Origin of the sequence: Pseudomonas sp. FSL W5-0299, assembly GCF_005930655.1 — a bacterium.
GTDB classification, from domain to species: domain Bacteria; phylum Pseudomonadota; class Gammaproteobacteria; order Pseudomonadales; family Pseudomonadaceae; genus Aquipseudomonas; species Aquipseudomonas mandelii.
The window spans coordinates 26,150-48,463 of the sequence record NZ_RXHX01000006.1 but is presented as its reverse complement, the minus strand read 5'-3'; the positions used below and the strand labels follow the sequence as shown (position 1 = coordinate 48,463).

The following is a 22,314-nucleotide window of genomic DNA, read 5'->3' as shown; positions in this document are numbered from 1 at the left end:
CCTCATGGGTCCGGCCCTGGAAATAACAATAAAACTCTTGAGGAGTATTCGCTGTGGAAAGCCGCAAATCCGAAGCCCCGACGCTGGAACTCTCGCCGCCGTTACGCAATGGCTTGCTTGAGCGCATTTTCAAACTCAGCTTGCACGGCACCACGGTGAAGACCGAGCTGATTGCCGGTCTGACAACCTTCATCACCATGGCCTACATCATCTTCGTCAACCCCAACATCATGGCCGACGCCGGGATCGATCACGGTGCCGCGTTCGTCGCGACCTGTATCGCTGCTGCGCTCGGTTGCCTGTTAATGGGCCTGTATGCCAACTGGCCGGTCGGCCTGGCACCGGGCATGGGGCTGAACGCCTTCTTCACTTACACCGTGGTCGGCACGATGGGCTACAACTGGGAAACCGCCCTTGGCGCGGTGTTTGTTTCCGGTGTGTTGTTCATGTTCCTGACCTTCTCGCGGATTCGCGAATGGTTGCTCAACAGCATTCCTGTGAGTCTGCGCTACGCCATGGGCGCCGGCGTGGGACTGTTTCTTGGGTTGATCGGCCTGAAAACCGCCGGCATTGTCGTTGATAGCCCGGCCACCCTGATCAAGCTCGGCTCCCTGCGCGAGCCCGGCCCGTTGCTCGCCGCCATCTGCTTCCTGATGATCGCCGTGCTCAGCTACCACAAAGTGTTCGGTGCGATCCTCATCAGCATCATCACCGTGACCCTCGCGGGCTGGGGCCTGGGCCTCGTCCACTACGAAGGCATCATGTCTGCCCCGCCAAGCCTGGCGCCCACCTGGATGGCCATGAATGTTGCCGGCGTGTTCAACGTCAGCATGATCAGCGTGGTGCTGGCCTTCCTCTTCGTGCACATGTTCGACACCGCCGGCACCCTGATGGGCGTCGCCCAGCGCGCCAACCTGGTGAACGCGGACGGCCGGATCGAAAACCTTTCTCGCGCCATGAAAGCTGACAGTGCTTCCAGCGTGTTTGGCGCTGTAGTCGGCGTCCCACCCGTCACAAGCTATGTGGAAAGTGCCGCTGGCGTAGCAGCGGGTGGTCGCACTGGTCTTACCGCTGTGACCGTGGGTGTGTTATTTATTGCAGCCATGTTCTTCGCTCCACTGGCGGGCATGATCCCTGCTTATGCAACAGCGGGTGCGCTGATTTATGTGGCGATGCTGATGATGGGCGGCATGGCGCACATCGAATGGGACGAAGCGACCGACAGCATTCCCGCGATCGTCACTGCGATCATGATGCCGCTGACGTTCTCGGTTGCCGATGGCATCGCGCTGGGCTTTATCACCTACGTGGTCCTGAAAGCCTTCACCGGCAAACACAAGGAAATTTCCGTCAGTCTGTGGGTGTTGTGCGCGATCTTCATCGCCAAGTTTATTTTCTTGTAAGCGTTACGGCGTCAGTGTTTCAAATCAGCCTCACCCCGTCGGGTGGGGCTTTTGCACAAATGGAGGAAAGTGATGAGTCTGGAAACCTGGCTGCTGTTCAGCGGCGCTGCGCTGGTGGTGATCCTGATCCCGGGGCCCCTGTCTTTGCTGATGATCAGCAACAGTCTGAATTACGGTTTGCGCCGCTCTTACCCGGCGTTCCTGGGGGGCGTTATTGCCTCGATCTGCCTGCTCAGTGCCTCGGCGCTGGGCCTGGGCGCCCTGTTGCTGGCATCGGAACAGTTGTTCAGCGCGCTGAAAATCGTTGGTGCGCTGTACCTGTTCTACCTCGCCTGGCAGAGCTGGCAGCAATCGCGCCAGCCATCGGTTGGCGCTGAAGTGCCCCAGGCTGCACCGGTGCCGCGTTTTCGTGCCCTCTTCGGACGCGCATTCGTGTTGGGCGCGAGCAATCCGAAGGATATTTTGTTCTTTGCTGCTTTCCTGCCGCAGTTTCTGAGCCCCGAACAACCGTTCCTGCCGCAGTTGCTGATGATGATTGCGACCTGGACTGTGCTGGATCTGCTGTGCAAATTAGCTTATGGGCTGGGCGCTCATGGTGCGGCCAGGTATTTACGCAGTGGCAAAGGACAAAGTTGGTTTAACCGGGTGAGCGCAGGACTCTTCAGTGGAGCGGGCGCAGCCTCCTTACTAAGCAACCACTGATCGTATTGCCCTATTACTTGAACACTTGGTTTCATTAGATGTTATCAACGCCAACGCACTAAGAAGTGTTTGCCAAGGATGGCAACACTTCAACCCCGCCCCGCAACAAACCGCAACACGCGATATAAATATATATAGTTGTCTTTTCAGAACTCCCCCTACCATGGCGCTGCGATTTTGCACACGACGCCAGGAAAAGGAAGTTCCTATGGCAATGGTTTTCCAAACCCCCGATCCCGATCACTACAATGCCGTCGAAGTGACGGATATTGAACTGCAAGCCAATGAGTACTCCCCAACCACTATTGATTTCGATAAAGAAAGCATCGCCTCCGCCCCGCAACAAACAAATGCCAATAAAAGCCAGCTACGCGTTATTGATGAGCTGTTCGGCCCTGTAAAAATAGGCACCCACTCGATTACCCGGTGTGCACTGGATGCACTGGGCGCGACATCAAATGGTCAGGGATTGAACGCTCAAAACACGTTCTTTCGACACCCCAAGCGGTCTTTTATCAACGCCTTGCAATTTGACCCTTTATTTATTGAAGCGCGTATGCGATTCACCGGCACCCGGGATGATTACGCACTGCCTTCCTTGCTGTTTGAAATGGCGTCGCAACGCCCACTAACGGCTCCGCCCCTGCTAAGAGAATTACCTGATCCCGCTGCCGATCCTGAACAGTACCGCCACAAACTGGACAAATTGCTGAACGCGGCGCAGAGGCTTGATATACGCCACGCGCACTTGTCCAAAACCACACCTCCCTGGGTGAATCGGGTCAAAAGTAGCAGCATGGTCAGCATGGGGACCGGGCTTCAGGCCTTCGGTATTTACAGCGGGCTGCGCGGCCTGCAAGACGCTATTGCAAGAAAAGATCACGGCGAAGTTGTATTCAACAGCCTCAGCACTTCAGCGGAAGTCACTTCATTAGCCGTCGAAGTGGCGGTCACCAAGCAAGCAAAATACATGATCGAAGCCGGGCAAAAAGCCTACAGGGATTTTGCCAAAACCAGCTTCGGCGTTCGACTGGGGCGTGGCGCGGGGCTGATCGCGAGCGCACTGACGTTGCCCTTCGATGTCATGTCCGCCGTCAAATCCTTTAATAGCGCAGCGGCAACCACAGGCAAAGAAGCCACGGATCACTATGTCGCTGCTGGCTTGAGTGTGACCAGCGCGGCCATGACGTTGATTCTGGGTGCCGCCGCACTGGCAGGTTTCTCCTTTATCGGCCCGGTGGGGCTGACGGCCGGACTTCTGCTGGTGGCAGGTTCTCAGGTCTATGCGGCGGTACGCGTTGTCGACGATATCGATGATTACATCGAACTCACTACCCATGAGCGCCTGCGCACGGGCTGGTTCGCCTTCTGGGGAATCCCCCCCGACGACGACATACAAACCCGCCACGCGATTGCCAAATCAACGGTTGAACATTCGAGACTGTTACAAGCGACCGCCCGAAAATTACTGGAAGGAAAATTAAAAGACAGCACAGAAGTCATTGTAAACGGCAAGTTCAAGGTCGAGCTAAAGCCGACACAGGTGCCTAGCTTCGATTGGGAGGCGCAACAGTACCTATATAAAACCATACAAAAACCGCACGTCATTGATAGTAACGACACGATTGATGCTCGGAACGGTGTGACTGACGACATGCCCGGCGCGGAGTTCGGAACGCCAGGAGAGAACAAAGGTGCGGTGTGGTTTATGGGTGGCGGCGACGACACCATCGTGGGTGTTGAAAAAAAGCCAAACAGATTCTATTACGGCGCAGGTATCAAGCATCTGACCGGGGGAGAGAAAGACGATGAATTCATCTTCGAAGGCGCCGCCGAACTTCTCAAAAACGGTCCAAAAGACCCTCTACCCACTCTTCTGAAAGGTGGTTTGGGCAGCGATACGCTAGTGGTTACCGGGAGCTATCCTGAGGGCAACCGCCAAAGATTCGGGTATTTCATCGATCTGAACGAAGGACGACTGTCCATCATCACCCGTGACCAGACCAATGAGGGCCGTTTCAACTATCGGCACACGCTTCTGGAGAGCATTGAGAACGTCGAAACCCTGGCCGGTGCGCAAAACAAGGTCATCGGTACGGGCGGCCCGAATGTCATCAAGTCGCGCGGTCGCGACACCATTGAGGCGGGCGCCGGGGATGACAAAATCTATCTCCTGAACAATGAAGGTACAGCCGCCGGAGGTCCCGGAAAGGATCACTACGCGGTGGCCCATAAACCCGGCAACGTATTCATTACTGAAGATGGCGTGGAAGAGAGCGTCATTGCACTTGACTGGAGAATGGACCTGATAAAGAGCTGGAAAATCGACAATCACGAACTGGTCATCACCTCAGGCTTTGATCTCGACGATCTTAAAGAGCGGGATGTCTACATCAAGGGCGTCTATAAAACAGCCAACGATCGACGGCAACTGCAGAACAGGAAACTGACTTTCGTTACAAAGGACGGGTTTCATTTGATGCCTGAACTTCCTGAAACCATAGAGGCTGCCGGTTCCCTCGAGATTAAAACAGTCGTTACTCAACAGGGAAAAACCCAGAACCCGGTCATCCTTTACAACCGTGAATACACGATCGCACACGACAAAAACACGAGTTATTTTGTTTCGCGACTCAATAAACATACGATCCTTACAGTAAAACAACGAAGCACAAACACGCTGGCAACCCTTTATCTGGAATATGCCAGCCATGAACTGACGCGGGTCGAGGCTTACTTCAAGGTAGACCTGATGCGCCAACGTGACTTTGATCGCATCATGTATAAAGAGTGTGGTGTGACCTTTCACTTTGACAGTCAGCAATTGACTATCAACAACCTGGCCAGCTCTATCTGGGGCGGCGACCAGAGAATCACAAGCCGACTGACGCGCCCCACCAACGTGTTGAACCAAGCTGTTCTTCTGATCATGAATGACGGTGTTTCTTATAGAGTCGATCCACCCTCCTTGCCCGATTCAGCTTTTTCCAACGATCAGTTCGAAATAAACGGTCCAATGGAGCGCACCCGCCAAGTGCCGCTGCCACTCGTGGCCAGAGATGGAGCGCCTGTTTTTTGTCAGCCCTTGGACAACGAGGCCCATCACCTGGGCAACCGGGAGAAGTGCGTCCAACTGGTCGCTTACCCTGAACAAACAACCATCGAACATCTGGAGGGTGACGGCTCGACGTACCTTGTCCACCTCAGCTCCGAAATGACGCTAGGCATTTCAACGCCAGGCGCTCGAGCGAACGCCCTACTCAAATCGCCATCGGCGTCTACCTGGGAATTCGATGCAACGAGCCTCGCCTACACCAGAATCAAACGGGTGGACGACTGTCTGCTGATCGGACATACCGTCATTCACCTTCCGCACTACGACGACCCACAAGATTTGATCGATCAGATACGGGTCATCACGCCAGACGGCGTTGTCTATAAAGTCGATCTGGATTTCGACGAAGTCTATATCGACTCACTGGATGGCCGGTATTTCAAAGGCGATGTTCTGAACGAGGGCGCCCTATTGGCAGAACTGAGAGCCTTGGAAATGGAGGACCTCGCCGTTCGAAACATAGCCCTGAGAGACGGTACTGTCGGCAGTCTGTCTTACAACCTGTCGGACCGTCGTTGGATACTTGATACAGACACGTCCCGCACGGTCCTTTACGCCGACCTGGTGCCTTTACACCGGTGCGCCCACCAACTCGAACACTGTTATGAGTTGATGGAGTTTGGCACTCGTTCCACCCCTCCGGTAAGCGCCGCCGATCTGCGGATACTTTTAGACACCTGCAAACTTCTATAGCGCCTACGCAAGACTTCAAACCTCAGGATCAGGCAGACGTCTTTTGTAGCAAATACCACCACACCCTATACATATTTATAGCCTCTCGACGGTTGATCCAATCAAAACTAACCACCGTGTTTTCCAGGGCCGTGCTTCTTCACGAGCCCTGCTTTTCACCCAACTAATTTTTCGTCTGTATCAGCGGCCAGTCCTGATTCAGACCTTCACCAGATTATTATCGGATCTACGGCCATGGCTAAACCACCCAAGAAAATTCCAAACCCTAATACGCCTGGCACTTCATCATCCTCCACCAGACTCTCTTCTGAGGATGACGTGCCCAGGGTCGGCCCGTCCGGCCGTAATGACACGCCCGTGCAGGGAGAACTCGCTCCCCCTGTCCCTGCCTCAAATGCGTTGCCAGGCGACACTTCCCAGCAACAGCCCGTGGTTGTCACCCACATGCCTGCTCGCACTCCTCACCCCTTTTTGCAACCGGAGAATAGGGTGTCCTGGCCTCTTGAGCAGGTTGATCAACTGATACGCATCGGTGACACCGGGCTCTTCATGAGCAAAGAGCAAAGGTTATATGCCCACATTGAATACGCAGGCATTGGCAGAGTGGAACCGAACGCCAACGGAGACTACCAAGTCTATTTCCCTTTCGCCCCTGACCATGCCGGACCGGTGCTGAAGAAGGTTGAAGGCAAGCCGCTGTGGTCCATTTTTCCGTCAACTCCAGGCGAACAAAAAGGGGGTTCGCGCGTGACCGCTTCGACCTTCGCGGCCCCCGTCCATCTGATCAACAATCCACTGGTGATCAGAAAACTACCCGCCGCTGACAGGCTTGGAATTCGTTGGCACAACCTGAGAAGTTATGTCGAGTTGCTCGACGAAGGCATTGTTCAAGTCGTCAGAAACGCGAATGGCGATTATCAGGCGACCTTCGGCCAGGAATGGACACCTTCCGGCCCCGTACTCGAGAGGGTTGGACTGACACGATTCTGGCGACGTAAAGCTCCGACGCAAACCACTGATCAACTGACGGCTCGTCAACCGTCCTCCACCGTCGAAGAAGCCGGTCCGAGCAAGCGCCAGCGCCTTGAGGAACATGAACAGCAGCCAGGCCCCCGTGGACCCGAGCAACAGGATATTCCTCTCTACCCCGCCCACCCGACCAATGAAAATCCCTACCTGTGGGCATCCTGGGGAAAGATCAACAAGCCGCATTCAACGGAATCCATACAGATCGGTGAACTGCATTATGAAACGGTACCCAAGGTCAAAAACGTACCAAAAGTCTTGAATTACCTCCAGCATCCCCAATTCCAGCCTTCTCGTTTCGACTTGTTTGAACAGATGTTGCACGCGAAACCCTGGTTGCAGCCCGTACCGGTAGTCCTGAACAGCGATGGCAAGTGGATTGTGAATAGCACCCGCCGATTGTTTGAAAAACCGATGACAGAGTCTGTTTCAACTACCTTCCCGGACTTTTCACCGGTCACCTCGCGCGCTGTCGCAAAACGACTATTCGAATATTCGGGGGGATCCGAGGTAATCGCCCGCGACGGCTTGTACACCACCATATTGACGCTGGATCACTGGAAGGAACGGGCGGGCATCTTTGATGCAACGTTCGAAAATCCGATTGATTTATTGCCTGTCGCTTCACGCATGGATGATGAGGGGACAATCATTTCCATGGTGCCTCCGGAATTTGGCGAACCCTTGCGCAGGCTGGACTTCCTCCCCAGGCATTTCCAGATGGAATGGGACAGTTTTGTCGCGGATCGCTCTGACTACAACCTCAAACGGTTAGTCAGCACCGCATTGATCCGCAACGGGTATGACGTGTTTCCTTTATTGAATGAACATCGCAATCCCAAGTTGATTTTCAAACGCGAGGGTCATGACAAGGTTTACTTCCTGAAACTCGGTATCGTCGAGAAAAATGCGATTGGACTAAAACCGTCTCTTGCGCCCGAACTTGCCTACCAGGCGTTAGCTTCACAGGTGGGGAATGAAGCCCGGCAAGCTCTCATTACCGCCAACCAACAAAACAACATTGTCTGGTTATTAGGCGGCGTTCAAACAACGCCGTCTGGATGGCAGTCTGTTTTTATTATCAGAGAGCGCTGATACCGCCTTTCTTCAGTGATAGCCGCACATCATTAAACGCCCCTTATCGGGCCTCAGATACTTATTGTTTAAACATTACCCACTTATATAAACATCCAGGAATACGACCGATGGCCAAACCACCAAAAAGAGTTTCAACTTCCAATACACCTGATACCTCGACAACACTTCCAAGGTCTTCGTCAGAAGACAGCCGGGTACGAGGCGGTCATCAGGCCGCAACGGTTGGCACATCGCGGGGAGACGCCAATCCCGTTTCAGACGCCAATGTGCCAGGTTCATCGCAAAGTACCTTGCCTCGTCAGCCTGTCGTCGTTAGCGACATGTCGGCTAACCCTACAAGCGATGCCGAGAGGGCTACCCGCATGATTTCCTGGCCTCGGAACAAGGTCGACGAACTATTCAGCATCGCCGACACCGGGCTTTTCATGAGCCGCCAGCAGCAGCTTTACGCCGATATTGGAGAGGAAGGCATTTTTCTGATCAGGGCAAACGCGAGAGGCGACTACCAGGTGCCTCTTCCGTTTGCCCCGGGCCAACCCGGGCCGATCCTCACGAAGGTGCCTGGCCAGGCGCAGTGGAAAATCACTCGCGAGGGCATGGTCCTTCCCATCGCAAGCGTTCCCGTGAGGCAGGAAACGCTGGAGATCATTCCTCGGCATCTGGCCGACAAACTGACGTCACCCGATGCCAACGGTCTTCGTTACGACAAGCTGAAGAGAACCTATGTCGACGTGACGGAAGAAGGCACGGTCATGGTCCGCAAAAATACGGACGGCCACTATCAGGCCTCCTCGACGAGCGAATTGATCCCTTCGGGCCCGTTACTCGAAAACATTGAAGGAATGACGCTTTGGCAACGCAAGGCAACCAACACACCAGCCTCAGACGCTGAAGATTCAGGCCCCACCCCAGGCAAGCGCCCTCGTCTGGACGAACAGGTCGAGGCGGCCAACCCCGTGGCCGATAACAACCCTCCTGCTGCCACCCTGAATGACAACCCGTATTTATGGGCCTCCTGGGGGAAAATAACCAAGCCTGATTCGGTGGAATCCATCATGATCGGCCAACTCCACTATCCGATCGTGCCAAAGGGGCCAATGGCCGATCAGCTCCCCCTCGTGTTCATTCAACACCCGGAATTTGCGCCCTCACGCTTCGAGGCCTTCGAGCGCATGTTGCAAGAGGCACCTTCGTTGCAACCCGTCGCCACCAGCCACCACGCCGCAACAAATACCCGGAAAGTCGACGGCGCTGCTCGGCTCTTTGAGAAAACACTGACGCAACAGGTCGCGGATGTTTACAAGGGTTTCACCGAGCCGACATCCCGCGCCGTCGCCAAGCGACTATTTGAGCTTTCCAACGAGTCGGCGGAGTTCAACGGCAGCGGTTTGGCCCGAATGAAGCAAACCTTTCGCTACTGGGAGGGCAAATCGAACCTGGGCGTGCCACGGCTCGGCGACCCATTGGACATGTTGCCTGTTGCGTCCAGTAATGATGGCGCCCGACGAATCGTCGAATTACACGCTCCGGATTCCGTGACGCCCTTACAGCAGTTGAACTTCAACCCCGAGAGCACTCATGCCTGGCAGTTCTACACCGAGTTGCCCAACGCGCCGGGACGACTTTCGTTGTTGCTCGCGTCGATACTGGGCCACAGCGGTTACAAGGTCTTCCTTCCCGCAAACGTAGAGAATGTTCAGCTCACGCCTCCAACGCTGGTATTTAAAAGGCCTAATCACGACAAGGTGTACTTTTTGAAAGTGGGACGTGTGGAGACCGATGCGATTGAAATTCTGCCGCCGTCCATGGCAGAGCTTGACGACCCTCATCTGAAGACGCGAATCGGCGATGAAGCGCACCAGTCACTGGTTGCCGCCGATGCGAAGGGTGATGTGGTATGGCTGATGGGCGGCGTCCAGCACCTGCTCGCTGGAAGCCCTTCGGTGTTCATCATTAAGGAACGCTGATAGCGAAACGTGCGCACCTCGCCGTCCATCAGCGGGGTGCAACCCAAGGTATCCGTGTCAAACACAAGACAAAAAAAAGCCCGCAGTGTGAGCGGGCGAAAGACCAAAGAAGCTATATGCGCAGTCGCTTCCAGGTTGAGGCAGCTGCTTGGGGGATCAGCTGCCGCGGTACGTGGAATAGCTGTAAGGCGAAATAAGCAAAGGCACGTGATAGTGATCCTGTTCCGCAGAGATGCCGAACCGCAGCACCACCACGTCCAGGAACGCCGGTTCCGGCAACTGAACACCCCGGGCGCGGTAGTAATCGCCCGCATGAAACTGAACCTGATAGACCCCGGAACGGTAGTCATCGCCTTGCAGCAACGGTGCGTCGACACGGCCGTCGCTGTTGGTGATCGCGCTGGCGACCAATTCCAGCTGCGAGCCTTCAACGCGGTACAACTCGACCTTGATCGAGCTGCCCGGGCAACCGTGTGCAGCGTCCAAAACGTGTGTAGTCAAACGTCCCATTGATTCTGCGCGCCTGCCTGCATGGAGCAGTCAGACCTCGCGCCTCCCGAAGTCAGTTGAAAGGAGACCGCACCGGTTCGGAGCACGAAACGCTGCGGCGAGCGACTGATTAAGACACTTTTCAAAAAAATTGTACACAATAAAAACGACATTTTTCCAACCAGTGCCGCCATCCAGGATTTCATAACAAATCTGACGCCAAACCATGCGCTAAAAGGTCCTTCCATCCATTAGCTGACCATTCGGGCAGGTTTCTTGCAATAACATGCAAAGATAACAGCTCATCAAAAATGCAAAAAATCAGGCTTACAAAGTGAACATAAAGTTGTATACAATCAGCCCATCGCTGTGACGCCAGCCTGTCATCTCACCGCCAGGCCGCCACACAACCTGTCAACGAACAAGAAGGAAGACTGCAGTGAGCGCTGACTACCCACGCGACCTGATCGGTTACGGCAGTAACCCTCCTCACCCACACTGGCCCGGCAATGCCCGCATCGCCCTGTCGTTCGTGCTCAATTACGAGGAAGGTGGCGAGCGCAATATCCTGCACGGCGATAAAGAATCCGAAGCCTTCCTCTCGGAAATGGTCTCGGCGCAGCCGCTGCAAGGCGCGCGCAACATGAGCATGGAATCCCTTTACGAGTATGGCAGCCGCGCCGGCGTCTGGCGGATTCTGAAACTGTTCAAGGAATTCGACATTCCGCTGACCATCTTCGCCGTGGCCATGGCCGCCCAGCGTCACCCGGACGTGATTCGCGCGATGGTCGATGCCGGCCACGAGATCTGCAGCCACGGCTACCGCTGGATCGACTATCAGTACATGGATGAGGCGCAGGAACGCGAGCACATGCTCGAAGCGATCCGCGTCCTCACCGAAATCACTGGCGAACGCCCGCTGGGCTGGTACACCGGCCGCACCGGCCCGAACACCCGTCGCCTGGTGATGGAAGAAGGCGGTTTCCTCTACGACTGCGACACCTACGACGACGACCTGCCCTACTGGGAACCGAACAACCCGACCGGCAAGCCGCACCTGGTGATTCCGTACACCCTGGACACCAACGACATGCGTTTCACCCAGGTCCAGGGTTTCAACAAGGGCGACGATTTCTTTGAATACCTCAAAGACGCGTTCGACGTGCTGTATGCCGAAGGCGCCGAAGCACCGAAGATGCTGTCGATCGGCCTGCACTGCCGCCTGATCGGCCGCCCGGCGCGCCTGGCCTCGCTCAAGCGCTTTATCGAATACGCTAAAAGTCATGAACAGGTGTGGTTCAGCCGTCGCGTCGACATCGCTCGCCACTGGCACGAAACCCACCCGTACCAAGGGGCTGCCCAATGAGCACCTTCCAGACCGTCAAACCTTCGAGCCTGAGCCGCGACGCGTTTGTCGCCGCGTTCGCCGATATCTACGAACATTCGCCATGGGTGGCCGAGAAGGCCTTTGACCTGGGGCAGGACGCCTCGATCGATGAGATCGAAACCCTGCACCAGCGCATGAGCGACATCCTGTTGAGCGCCGATCATCAAAGCCAACTGGCCCTGATCAACGCTCACCCGGACCTGGCCGGCAAAGCCGCTGTCCAGGGCCAGCTTACCGCGGCCAGTACTGAAGAACAGTCGGGCGCGGGGATTCACCAATGCACGGCCGAAGAGTTTCAACGCTTCACCGAGCTGAACGACGCCTACAAGGCCAAGTTCAAGTTTCCCTTCATCATGGCGGTAAAAGGCAGCAACCGGCATCAGATCCTCGCGGCGTTCGAAACGCGCATTCACAATTCGGCGGATACCGAATTCAAATGCGCGCTGGCGGAGATTAACAAGATCGCCCTGTTCCGTTTACTGACTCTCTAGCAAGCTTGGCCCGAGAGACCTCTAGAACGCTTGCGTTTCCCAGGGCCCTGCAAGCATCCCAAGCCAACTTATTAAAGGCAGACAAGAAGAATGAAAGCTTACGCCGTACCTTTCGAGAAGTTCGTCAACCTGGCCGACGCCCGCCTGGGCACCAAAATCATCTCGGTCACCGATGACTGGTTCGCAGACGCCAACCGTCTGTTCCAACCGACCCCGGCCGTATGGAAGGAGGGCGTGTTCGATGACAACGGCAAGTGGATGGACGGCTGGGAGTCGCGCCGCAAGCGCTTCGAAGGCTACGACAGCGCCGTCATCCGCCTGGGCGTTCCGGGATCGATTAAAGGCGTGGACATCGACACTTCATTCTTCACCGGCAACTTCCCGCCGTCGGCCTCCCTGGAAGCCTGCTTCCTGGCCTCGGGCGAACCGGACGACAACACCCAGTGGACTGAAGTGCTGTCCGCCGTCGAGCTGCAAGGCAACAGCCACCATTACCACGAAATCAGCAATGACCAGGCCTTCAGCCACTTGCGTTTCAACATCTACCCGGATGGTGGCGTGGCCCGTCTGCGTGTCTACGGTATTCCGTTCCGCGACTGGTCCGCTGTCGGCGACAACGAACAGGTTGACCTGGCAGCAGCCCTCAACGGTGGCCGCGCCCTCGCCTGCTCCGACGAACACTTCGGCCGCATGAGCAACATCCTCAACCCGGGCCGTGGCATCAACATGGGCGACGGCTGGGAAACTGCACGTCGTCGCACGCCGGGTAACGACTGGGTCATCGTCGCGCTGGGTCATGCCGGCGAGATCGAAAAAGTCATCGTCGACACCCTGCACTTCAAGGGCAACTACCCGGACACGTGCTCGATCCAGGGCGCGTTCGTGAAGGGCGGCACCGACAGCCAGATCGAAACCCAATCGCTGTTCTGGCGTGAACTGCTGCCGGCGCAGAAACTGGAAATGCACGCCGAACACACCTTCGCCGAACAGATCAAGGCCCTGGGCCCGATCACCCACATCCGCCTGAACGTGTTCCCGGATGGGGGCGTGAGCCGCCTGCGGGTATTGGGCAAGGTCGCTAAATAAGCGGCGCGCCCTTCGCGGGCAAGCCTCGCGCCTACGGGCATCACCGACCGTAGGAGCGAGGCTTGCCCGCGAAGACGCCAGAACAAACAACATTGAATTCGGAAAAGAAGACCAGCATGCGCACATTGACGATTGAACCGCTGACCAAAGAAGCCTTCGCCCCTTTCGGTGACGTGATCGAAACCGACGGCAGCGATCACTTCATGATCAACAACGGTTCGACCATGCGCTTTCACAAACTGGCGACGGTGCAAACCGCCACGCCAGAGGACAACGCGATCATCAGCATTTTCCGCGCCGACGCGCAGGACATGCCGCTGACCGTCAGCATGCTGGAGCGTCACCCGCTGGGCAGTCAGGCGTTCATTCCGCTGCTCGGCAACCCCTTTCTGATCGTGGTCGCGCCACTTGGCGATGAACCTGTATCAGGCTTGGTCCGCGCCTTCGTCACCAACGGCAGGCAGGGCATTAATTACCATCGCGGCGTTTGGCACCATCCGGTGCTGACGATCGAAAAGCGGGATGACTTCCTGGTGGTTGATCGCAGTGGCACAGGCAATAACTGCGATGAGCATTTTTTCAAAGAGGATGAGCGTTTGATCCTTGCCCCCCACCAATAAGAGAAGGTCTGATCACTCGACAACAGAGTGACGGGCGAGAGGTAAAGACTGTGGAAGCACATCTGTTGGAATGGCTGAACCTGAGCGTGCGCTGGGTTCACATGATTACTGGCGTGGCCTGGATCGGTGCGTCGTTCTATTTCGTCTGGCTGGAAAACAACCTCAATCGGGTCAACCCGAAAAGTGGTCTGGCGGGCGATCTGTGGGCGATCCACGGCGGCGGTATCTACCACCTGGAAAAATACAAATTGGCCCCGCCGACCATGCCGGACAACCTGCACTGGTTCAAATGGGAAGCCTACTTCACCTGGTTGTCGGGGATCGCGCTGCTGTGCGTGGTGTTCTACTCCAACCCGACGCTGTACCTGCTGGCACCGGGCAGCAGCCTGACCGGCCCTGAAGGGGTCGCACTGGGCATCGCCTCGTTGTTCGTCGGCTGGTTCATCTACTCCTTCCTCTGCGACTCGGCCCTGGGCAAACGCCCTGCCCTGCTAGGCTTCATCCTGTTCGTGCTGATCATTGGCGCCGCTTACGGCTTCAGCAAAGTGTTCAGCGGTCGTGGTGCGTACCTGCACGTCGGCGCGATCATCGGCACCATCATGGTCGGCAACGTGTTCCGCATCATCATGCCGGCGCAACGAGCATTGGTGGCGGCGATTGCCGAAAACCGCACGCCGGACCCGGCACTGCCGGCCAAAGGCTTGCTGCGTTCGCGTCACAACAACTACTTCACCTTGCCGGTGCTGTTCATCATGATCAGCAACCACTTCCCGAGCACCTACGGCAGCCAATACAACTGGCTGATCCTGGCCGGGATCGCAGTGCTGGCGGTGTTGGTGCGTCACTACTTCAACACCCGTCATGACAGCCACAAGTTTGCCTGGACTCTGCCTGTCGCGGCTGTTGGCATGATCTGCCTGGCTTACGTTACCGGCCCGGCGCAAATGCCGAGCGCACCTGAAGTGGCCAAGGCGCCTGGCACCATCGAGTACCAGCCGCTGCCGGAAACCGCCATCGGTGGTGGTGCCAAACCTGCCGCTGCGAAGCCTGCTGAAGCACCGGTCCAGGCGTCCAACGCCGGCCCGAGTTTCGACAAGGTGCACAGCGTGATCCAGGAACGTTGCTCGGTGTGCCATTCGGCCAAACCGACCAGCCCATTGTTCAGCGCGGCTCCGGCCGGTGTGATGTTCGACACCCCCGAGCAGATCCGCCAGAACGCAGCGCGCATCCAGGCTCAGGCCGTTACCAGCCAGATCATGCCACTGGGCAACATCACCCAGATGACCCAGCAGGAACGTGACCTGATCGGGGCGTGGATTGTTCAGGGCGCTCCGACCAACTAACCGTTGAAAAGCTTCGCGGGCAAGTCGGATCGCCACACCGCTCGCTCCTACGGATATGCAGTGTCCCTGTAGGAGCGAGCGGTGCGGCGATCCGACTTGCCCGCGAATGGCCGCGCCGCGGTCAATCCTGATGCACAAAATCACAAGAATAAAAAAGATCCGAGGTGTTGCATGTCCGAGCTATCCGAAGCACGCATCCCCGACGCACCCGCAATTCAGCGTTTGCCCCTTTTGCAACTGATCCTGGTCGGCCTGCAACACGTTCTGCTGATGTACGGCGGCGCCATCGCGGTGCCGCTGATCATCGGGCAGGCCGCCGGCCTGAGTCGTGAAGAAATCGCCTTCCTGATCAACGCCGACCTGCTGGTGGCCGGGATCGCGACCATCGTGCAATCGCTGGGCATCGGCCCGATGGGCATCCGTATGCCGGTGATGATGGGCGCCAGTTTCGCCGCCGTCGGCAGCATGGTCGCCATGGCCGGCATGCCCGGGATCGGCCTGCAAGGAATCTTCGGTGCAACCATCGCCGCCGGTTTCTTCGGCATGATCATCGCGCCGTTCATGTCCAAAGTCGTGCGCTTCTTCCCGCCGCTGGTGACCGGCACGGTCATCACCTCGATCGGTTTGTCGCTGTTCCCCGTGGCCGTCAATTGGGCGGGCGGCGGTGCCGGCGCCACTCAATTCGGCTCACCGATTTACCTGGCCATTGCCGCGCTGGTGCTGGCCACCATTCTGCTGGTCCACCGCTTCATGCGCGGGTTCTGGGTCAACATTTCCGTGTTGATCGGCATGTGCCTGGGCTACGTAATCTGCGGGCTGATCGGCATGGTCGACCTCAGCGGCATGGCGGATGCGCCCTGGGTGCAGATTGTCACCCCGCTGCACTTCGGCATGCCCACGTTTGAACTCGCACCCATCCTGTCCATGTGCCTGGTGGTGGTGATCATCTTCGTCGAGTCCACCGGGATGTTCCTCGCGCTGGGCAAAATCACCGGCCAGGAAGTCTGCCCACGGATGCTGCGCCGCGGCTTGCTGTGTGATGCCGGCGCCTCGTTCTTCGCCGGTTTCTTCAACACCTTCACCCACTCTTCGTTCGCGCAAAACATCGGCCTGGTGCAGATGACCGGCGTGCGTTGCCGCTCGGTGACCATCGTTGCCGGCGGTTTGCTGGTGGTGTTGAGCCTGTTGCCGAAAGCGGCGTTTCTGGTGGCCTCGATTCCACCGGCGGTACTGGGCGGCGCAGCGATTGCGATGTTCGGCATGGTGGCCGCCACCGGGATCAAGATTCTTCAGGAAGCCGACATCGGTGACCGTCGCAACCAGTTGCTGGTGGCGGTAAGCATCGGCATGGGACTGATTCCCGTGGTGCGTCCGGAGTTCTTCGCGCACTTGCCGTTGTGGATGAGTCCGATCACCCACAGCGGCATTGCGATGGCGACGTTGAGTGCGCTGTCGCTGAACCTGCTGTTCAACATTCTTGGCGGCAAAGAACGCGCCGCGATCAACGACTGTCACGCCCACTCGCATTAAGTCAGCAACGCACGAACCCTTTAGGAGCCGGTTTGCTGGCGAAGGCGGCGTGTCAGACGACATCAAAATTGGATGTTCTGACCTCATCGCCAGCAAGCCAACTCCTACAGGGTCGGGGACTGCCTGCGCCTTGCAAAAATAAAAACAAGAGGGAGCAACAGATGATTCGGACACAGAAAAAACTGCTGTTGGGCGGTGGCCTTCTGGCCGCAAGCCAGGCCATGGCTGGCGATTTACTGCTGTGGCAGACCAACAGTCTGAGCTATTTGTACGGCAAGGATTTTGCGGTCAACCCGTCGATCCAGCAGACGATAACCTTTGAGCATGCCGACCGCTGGAAGTACGGCGACAACTTTCTGTTCGTCGACAGCACTTACTACAACGGCGAGAAAGACCGGAACAAAGGCGTTCACGCCTATTACGGCGAGTTCAGCCCGCGCCTCTCCTTCGGCAAAATCCTCGACCGCCGTTTCGAGTTCGGCCCGATCAAGGACGTGTTGCTGGCCATGACCTACGAGAATGGCGAAGACGATACCGAGGCCTACCTGATCGGCCCCGGTTTCGACCTCGCGATTCCCGGCTTCAACTTTTTCACCTTGAACTTCTACTATCGCCAGACCGAAGGCTCGCGTCCCGGCGACGATGTCTGGCAGATCACGCCGGCCTGGTCTTACACCCTGCCATTGGGCAACTCGAACCTGTTGATCGACGGCTACATCGACTGGGTGGTGGATAACGACCAGAACTCACAGGGCACCTACCACGCCAACTTGCACGTCAACCCGCAGATCAAGTACGACCTTGGCAAAGCGTTTGGCTGGCGGGAGAAACAGGTGTACGTCGGCGTCGAGTACAGCTATTGGAAAGACAAGTACGGCATCGAAAACAACGGCAACTTCGACACCAATGAAAACACCACCAGCCTGCTGGTGAAGGTGCACTTTTAAGATGGCCCGCAACCGTGCTCCAAACCTGTCGTCGGTGCGCTGTTGCGGGGCACTTGAGACCTGGCCAAGGAGTCAGTATTCTCCGCGGCCGCCTGAATCCGCTTTAAAAAAAAGCCCGGATTTAATTCCTGACCAGAAAGCCAACTTATCCCGGCTCTGCACGGTTCCAAGGCATTCCAAAACCCCTCTCAATCGACTGCTCTTGAGCAGCCGAGCGGGAGTTTTTTGGCTTTTCGAACGCCTTGGCTCAGCTCTTGCTATCAGCACTGAAGCTGACCGACTGGATGATTTTTTACCGCTACAGAAAAAGGCGCCACACCAGAGCGTCGACCTTAGAAAAATAACGTGGAACCACCTACTTTTTGGGAGCAACCGAATGAAACGTACGTGCACCAGCCTGATGCTCGCGGGATCGTTACTGGCCGGGGGCCAGGCCATGGCCGGCGACTTGCTGCAATGGCAGGACAACAGCCTGACTTATCTGTATGGCAAGGACTTCCAGGTCAACCCGCGCATTCAGCAGACGGTGACCTTCGAACACGCCGACGGCTGGAAATATGGCGACAACTTCTTCTTCATCGACAAGATCTTCTACAACGGCAAGGAAGACGCCTTCGCCGGTGAGAACACCTACTACGGCGAATTCAGCCCGCGTCTGTCGTTCAACAAGATCTTCGACCAGAAGCTTACGTTTGGCCCGGTCAAAGACGTGCTGCTGGCCATGACTTACGAGTTCGGGGAAAACGATACCGAGTCCTACCTGATCGGTCCCGGTTTCGACCTGGCGATCCCTGGGTTCGACTACTTCCAGCTGAACTTCTACAACCGCCATACCGAAGGCGACCGTCCGGGTGACAACATCTGGCAGGTCACCCCGGTCTGGTCCTACACCATTCCGGTCGGCGACTCGAACATCCTGATCGATGGCTTCATGGACTGGGTGGTCGACAACGACGTCAACAAAAAAGGCGAATATCACGCCAACCTGCACTTCAATCCGCAGGTCAAATACGACCTGGGCAAGGCACTGAACCTGGGCGAAAAGCAGTTGTACGTCGGCGTCGAGTATGACTACTGGAAAAACAAGTACGGCATCGAAGACAGCCAGGGTTTCAAGACTGATCAGAGCGTGACCAGTTTCCTGGTCAAGGTTCACTTCTGATCCGACGGCGTCTCTAAGGACGCCATCGCTAGCAGGCTAGCTCCCACAGTTGATCTTCGTCGCGCTGAAGATCCCCTGTGGGAGCTAGCCTGCTAGCGATAGCAACACCGCCGATCTCAGGCCGTAACCACAGGCTCCGACAACCCCAGAAACCGGCACAACTCCCCGCGCTTGGCCAACGCATCCCGTCGCCCCAGATCAATCAGCTCGCTGCAATACCCTGCCTCGAACAGCAGATAACTCAACACCCCCGCCCCGCTCGTCTTGGTCGCCCCCGGCCCGCGCAGAAACAGGCGCAACGCCGCCGGCAATTCCTGCCGATGCCGCGCGGCAATTTCATCGATCGGCTGACTCGGCGAAATCACCAACACGTCCACTGGCGCCACGCCCAACGCGCGCATCGGCGTGCCGTCGGGCAGCAAGTGACTGAACTGATTCAGACGCTGCAGCAACTCGATGTCACTTTCCAGACTGTCAATGAACGTGCTGTTGAGCATGTGTCCGCCGATCTGCGCGAGGGTGGGCTGCTGACCGGTGTAGGCGCGTTGCAGCGGTTGCTCCGGGTCGACCCCGCGCGGGTTGCCGCTGACGCCCACCACCAGCACGCGGCTGGCGCCCAGGTGCAGGGCCGGGCTGATCGGTGCCGATTGGCGCACCGCGCCATCGCCGAAATACTCTTCGCCGATTTTTACCGGTGCGAACAACAAGGGAATCGCTGAACTGGCCAGCAAGTGATCGACGGTCAATTGCGTGGGCACGCCGATCCGCCGATGGCGCAACCAGGCATCGATGGTGCCGCCCCCCTGATAGAACGTGACGGCCTGCCCGGACTCATAACCGAATGCCGTGACCGCCACCGCTTGCAACTGCTTCTGGGCAATGGCCTCAGCGATGCCGTTCATGTGCAGTTTGTCGTTGAGCAACCCGCGCAGCGGCGAACTGTTGAGCAAGGCCACCGGAACCTGAGCGCCGATACCGAGCAAACTGTGGCTGACGAAGCGGCTGGCCTGATGGATCACGCCAGGCCAGTCGCTGCGCAGCACCAAGTGACTGCGAAAACCCTGCCAGAACGCAGTCAGGCGCTCGATCGCGCCACGAAAGTCCATCGCCCCGCTGGCCAGGCTCACTGCATTGATCGCCCCGGCCGAGGTACCGACAATCACCGGAAACGGATTCGCCGCGCCCACTGGCAGCAACTCCGCAATCGCCGCCAGCACGCCCACCTGATACGCCGCCCGAGCCCCGCCGCCGGAAAGAATCAACCCTGTAACCGGTTCAGCAGGACTCATCGCAACACTCCATGGTGCAAAAAAGGGATCAGCCGCGTTTCTTGTACAGCTTCGGCTCGCCCGGTGGACGGCTCTTGAAGCGCCGATGGGCCCAGAGGTATTGCTCGGGGCACTCACGCAGAGCGCCTTCGACCCACTGATTGATGCGCAGGCAATCGGCCTCTTCGGTCTCGCCAGGGAAACCTTCGAGCGGTGGGTGGATCATCAACCGATAGCCGCTGCCGTCCGCCAGACGCTCCTGGGTGAACGGAACCACCAGCGCCTTGCCAAGCCGGGCGAATTTGCTGGTGGCCGTGACCGTCGCGGCCTGAATCCCGAACAGCGGCACAAAGATGCTCTGCTTGGCGCCGTAGTCCTGATCCGGTGCGTACCAGATCGCCCGACCGGCCCGCAGCAATTTGAGCATGCCGCGCACGTCGTCGCGCTCCACGGCCAGCGAATCGAGATTGTGCCGCTCGCGGCCCCGGCGCTGGATGTAGTCGAACAAAGGATTCTTGTGTTCGCGGTACATGCCGTCGATGGTGTGCTGCTGCCCCAACAGCGCCGCGCCGATTTCCAGCGTGGTGAAATGCACCGCCATCAGGATCACGCCCTTGCCTTCGCGCTGGGCCTTTTTCAGATGCTCCAGGCCTTCGACATGGGCCAGCTTCGCCAGACGCTGACGCGACCACCACCAGCTCATGGCCATTTCAAAGAAGGCGATGCCGGTGGAGGCGAAGTTTTCCTTGAGCAGGCGCTTGCGCTCGTCGGCGGACTTTTCAGGGAAACACAGTTCCAGATTGCGTTTGGCAATGCGCCGTCGGTCGCCGGCCAGCCGATACATCAAGGCGCCCAACAAGCGACCGATGAACAGCAGCGCCGGATATGGCAACTGAACAATCAGCCACAACAGCCCCAAGCCACACCACAGTGGCCAGAAACGCGGCATAAGAAATGTTTTTCGAAAACGCGGGCGATCCATTAAAGGTTCCGGAAAGACAATGGCCGCGCATTCTACATCGTTCGACCCGGCTTGCGGCTTGCGGGCGTTCTCGTTATAAGTCTCGGCACTTTTAGTGACAAGCCGTTGTATGCCGACCATGAGCCAAACCGAACCGCAAGACCAGGATCCCGTGTTCCAGTTGAAGGGCAGCATGCTCGCCATTACGGTGCTGGAACTGGCCCGCAACGACCTCGAGAACCTTGATCGGCAACTGGCCGCCAAGGTCGCCCAGGCGCCTAATTTCTTCAGCAATGCGCCGCTGGTGCTGGCCCTGGACAAACTCCCGGCCAGCGAAGGCGCGGTCGATCTGCCGGGCCTGATGCGCGTGTGCCGCCAGCATGGCCTGCGCACCCTGGCGATCCGTGCCAGCCGCATCGAAGACATCGCCGCCGCCATCGCGGTGGATTTGCCGGTGCTGCCGCCGTCCGGCGCCCGTGAGCGTCCCCTCGACCCGCTCGAAGGCCAGGTGAAGAAAAAGCCGGAAAAACCGCCCGAGCCGACCATCAAACCGACGAAAATCATCACGTCGCCAGTACGCGGTGGCCAGCAGATTTATGCCCAGGGCTGCGACCTGGTGGTGATCTCCTCGGTCAGCCCGGGTGCGGAACTTCTCGCCGATGGGAACATCCATGTATACGGTCCGATGCGCGGTCGCGTGCTGGCCGGGGTCAAAGGCGACACGAAAGCCAGGATTTTCTGTCAGCAGATGAGCGCTGAACTGGTCTCCATCGCCGGCCACTACAAGGTTTCCGAGGATTTGCGCCGTGACCCTTTGTGGGGCGCGGGCGTGCAAGTCAGCCTGTCAGGCGACGTGTTGAACATCATTCGGCTTTAACGGATACTGCCGCATTTTCCAAGCATCTCTAAAACGTAGCGAAAACGGCTCAAACGAAGTAGGAAAAAGGCCAAACGCAGTGTTTATCGCTGTTCTGGACCGGATTCCAGCCAAGGCTGTCCGACTGCAGTAGTTTTTCAAGAGATGTT

Annotated in this window: 17 protein-coding genes; 14 read left to right on the top strand and 3 right to left on the bottom strand. The window is 57.4% G+C overall.

Annotation, left to right across the window (positions count from 1 at the left end; translation table 11 throughout):
- Window positions 1-53 precede the first annotated feature (53 nt).
- From FHL16_RS10225 to FHL16_RS10205, 5 genes are all read left to right on the top strand, one after another.
- The gene (locus tag FHL16_RS10225) at window positions 54-1,403 is read left to right on the top strand and encodes an NCS2 family permease (RefSeq protein WP_042932677.1); all 1,350 of its coding nucleotides are present in this window, start codon (window positions 54-56) and stop codon (window positions 1,401-1,403) included.
- Between the two features lie 72 nt (window positions 1,404-1,475).
- A complete protein-coding gene (locus FHL16_RS10220; protein ID WP_077748170.1) occupies window positions 1,476-2,105 on the top strand; it encodes a LysE family translocator in 630 nt (209 codons plus the stop codon).
- Between the two features lie 208 nt (window positions 2,106-2,313).
- Complete coding sequence (locus FHL16_RS10215) at window positions 2,314-5,913, top strand: calcium-binding protein (RefSeq protein ID WP_077748169.1); 3,600 nt, start codon at window positions 2,314-2,316, stop codon at window positions 5,911-5,913.
- Window positions 5,914-6,147: 234 nt separating this feature from the next.
- Complete coding sequence (locus FHL16_RS10210; RefSeq protein WP_238706164.1) at window positions 6,148-8,034, top strand: hypothetical protein; 1,887 nt, start codon at window positions 6,148-6,150, stop codon at window positions 8,032-8,034.
- 110 nt (window positions 8,035-8,144) lie between these two features.
- Complete coding sequence (locus FHL16_RS10205) at window positions 8,145-10,004, top strand: hypothetical protein (RefSeq protein WP_177346231.1); 1,860 nt, start codon at window positions 8,145-8,147, stop codon at window positions 10,002-10,004.
- A gap of 156 nt (window positions 10,005-10,160) precedes the next feature.
- Here FHL16_RS10205 and uraH read toward each other — a convergent pair whose 3' ends face one another.
- Window positions 10,161-10,514 carry a hydroxyisourate hydrolase gene (uraH, locus tag FHL16_RS10200; RefSeq protein ID WP_010456673.1) on the bottom strand — a complete coding sequence of 118 codons (354 nt, stop codon included), beginning with the start codon at window positions 10,512-10,514 and terminating at the stop codon, window positions 10,161-10,163.
- Window positions 10,515-10,932: 418 nt separating this feature from the next.
- Between uraH and puuE the strand changes: the two genes are divergently transcribed.
- The 8 genes from puuE (at window position 10,933) to FHL16_RS10160 (ending at window position 19,059) form a co-directional block, all read left to right on the top strand.
- Entirely contained in the window at window positions 10,933-11,859 is a 927-nt protein-coding gene (puuE, locus tag FHL16_RS10195; RefSeq protein ID WP_008031461.1) for an allantoinase PuuE, read from the top strand.
- On the top strand, window positions 11,856-12,371 hold the full coding sequence (uraD, locus tag FHL16_RS10190; RefSeq protein ID WP_010456677.1) for a 2-oxo-4-hydroxy-4-carboxy-5-ureidoimidazoline decarboxylase: 516 nt from the start codon (window positions 11,856-11,858) through the stop codon (window positions 12,369-12,371). The genes puuE and uraD overlap by 4 nt, the downstream gene beginning before the upstream one ends.
- A 90-nt stretch (window positions 12,372-12,461) precedes the next feature.
- Window positions 12,462-13,457 carry an allantoicase gene (gene alc / locus FHL16_RS10185; RefSeq protein WP_059404692.1) on the top strand — a complete coding sequence of 332 codons (996 nt, stop codon included), beginning with the start codon at window positions 12,462-12,464 and terminating at the stop codon, window positions 13,455-13,457.
- 116 nt (window positions 13,458-13,573) lie between these two features.
- Complete coding sequence (locus FHL16_RS10180; protein ID WP_010456681.1) at window positions 13,574-14,077, top strand: ureidoglycolate lyase; 504 nt, start codon at window positions 13,574-13,576, stop codon at window positions 14,075-14,077.
- Window positions 14,078-14,127: 50 nt separating this feature from the next.
- Window positions 14,128-15,420 carry a urate hydroxylase PuuD gene (locus tag FHL16_RS10175; protein ID WP_010456683.1) on the top strand — a complete coding sequence of 431 codons (1,293 nt, stop codon included), beginning with the start codon at window positions 14,128-14,130 and terminating at the stop codon, window positions 15,418-15,420.
- 171 nt (window positions 15,421-15,591) lie between these two features.
- Entirely contained in the window at window positions 15,592-16,950 is a 1,359-nt protein-coding gene (locus tag FHL16_RS10170) for a nucleobase:cation symporter-2 family protein (RefSeq protein ID WP_010456685.1), read from the top strand.
- Window positions 16,951-17,111: 161 nt separating this feature from the next.
- The gene (locus tag FHL16_RS10165) at window positions 17,112-17,897 is read left to right on the top strand and encodes an outer membrane protein OmpK (protein WP_077748166.1); all 786 of its coding nucleotides are present in this window, start codon (window positions 17,112-17,114) and stop codon (window positions 17,895-17,897) included.
- A gap of 376 nt (window positions 17,898-18,273) precedes the next feature.
- On the top strand, window positions 18,274-19,059 hold the full coding sequence (locus FHL16_RS10160) for an outer membrane protein OmpK (RefSeq protein ID WP_010456690.1): 786 nt from the start codon (window positions 18,274-18,276) through the stop codon (window positions 19,057-19,059).
- Between the two features lie 116 nt (window positions 19,060-19,175).
- Here FHL16_RS10160 and FHL16_RS10155 read toward each other — a convergent pair whose 3' ends face one another.
- Together FHL16_RS10155 and FHL16_RS10150 are read right to left on the bottom strand one after the other, a co-directional pair.
- Complete coding sequence (locus FHL16_RS10155; RefSeq protein ID WP_077748165.1) at window positions 19,176-20,348, bottom strand: patatin-like phospholipase family protein; 1,173 nt, start codon at window positions 20,346-20,348, stop codon at window positions 19,176-19,178.
- A gap of 28 nt (window positions 20,349-20,376) precedes the next feature.
- Window positions 20,377-21,309 carry a lipid A biosynthesis lauroyl acyltransferase gene (locus tag FHL16_RS10150; RefSeq protein WP_010456694.1) on the bottom strand — a complete coding sequence of 311 codons (933 nt, stop codon included), beginning with the start codon at window positions 21,307-21,309 and terminating at the stop codon, window positions 20,377-20,379.
- Between the two features lie 118 nt (window positions 21,310-21,427).
- On the opposite strand from FHL16_RS10150, the gene minC reads away from it, so the two are divergent.
- Window positions 21,428-22,165, top strand: coding sequence for a septum site-determining protein MinC (minC, locus tag FHL16_RS10145; protein ID WP_010456696.1), 738 nt, complete (start codon window positions 21,428-21,430; stop codon window positions 22,163-22,165).
- The last annotated feature ends 149 nt before the right edge of the window (window positions 22,166-22,314 follow it).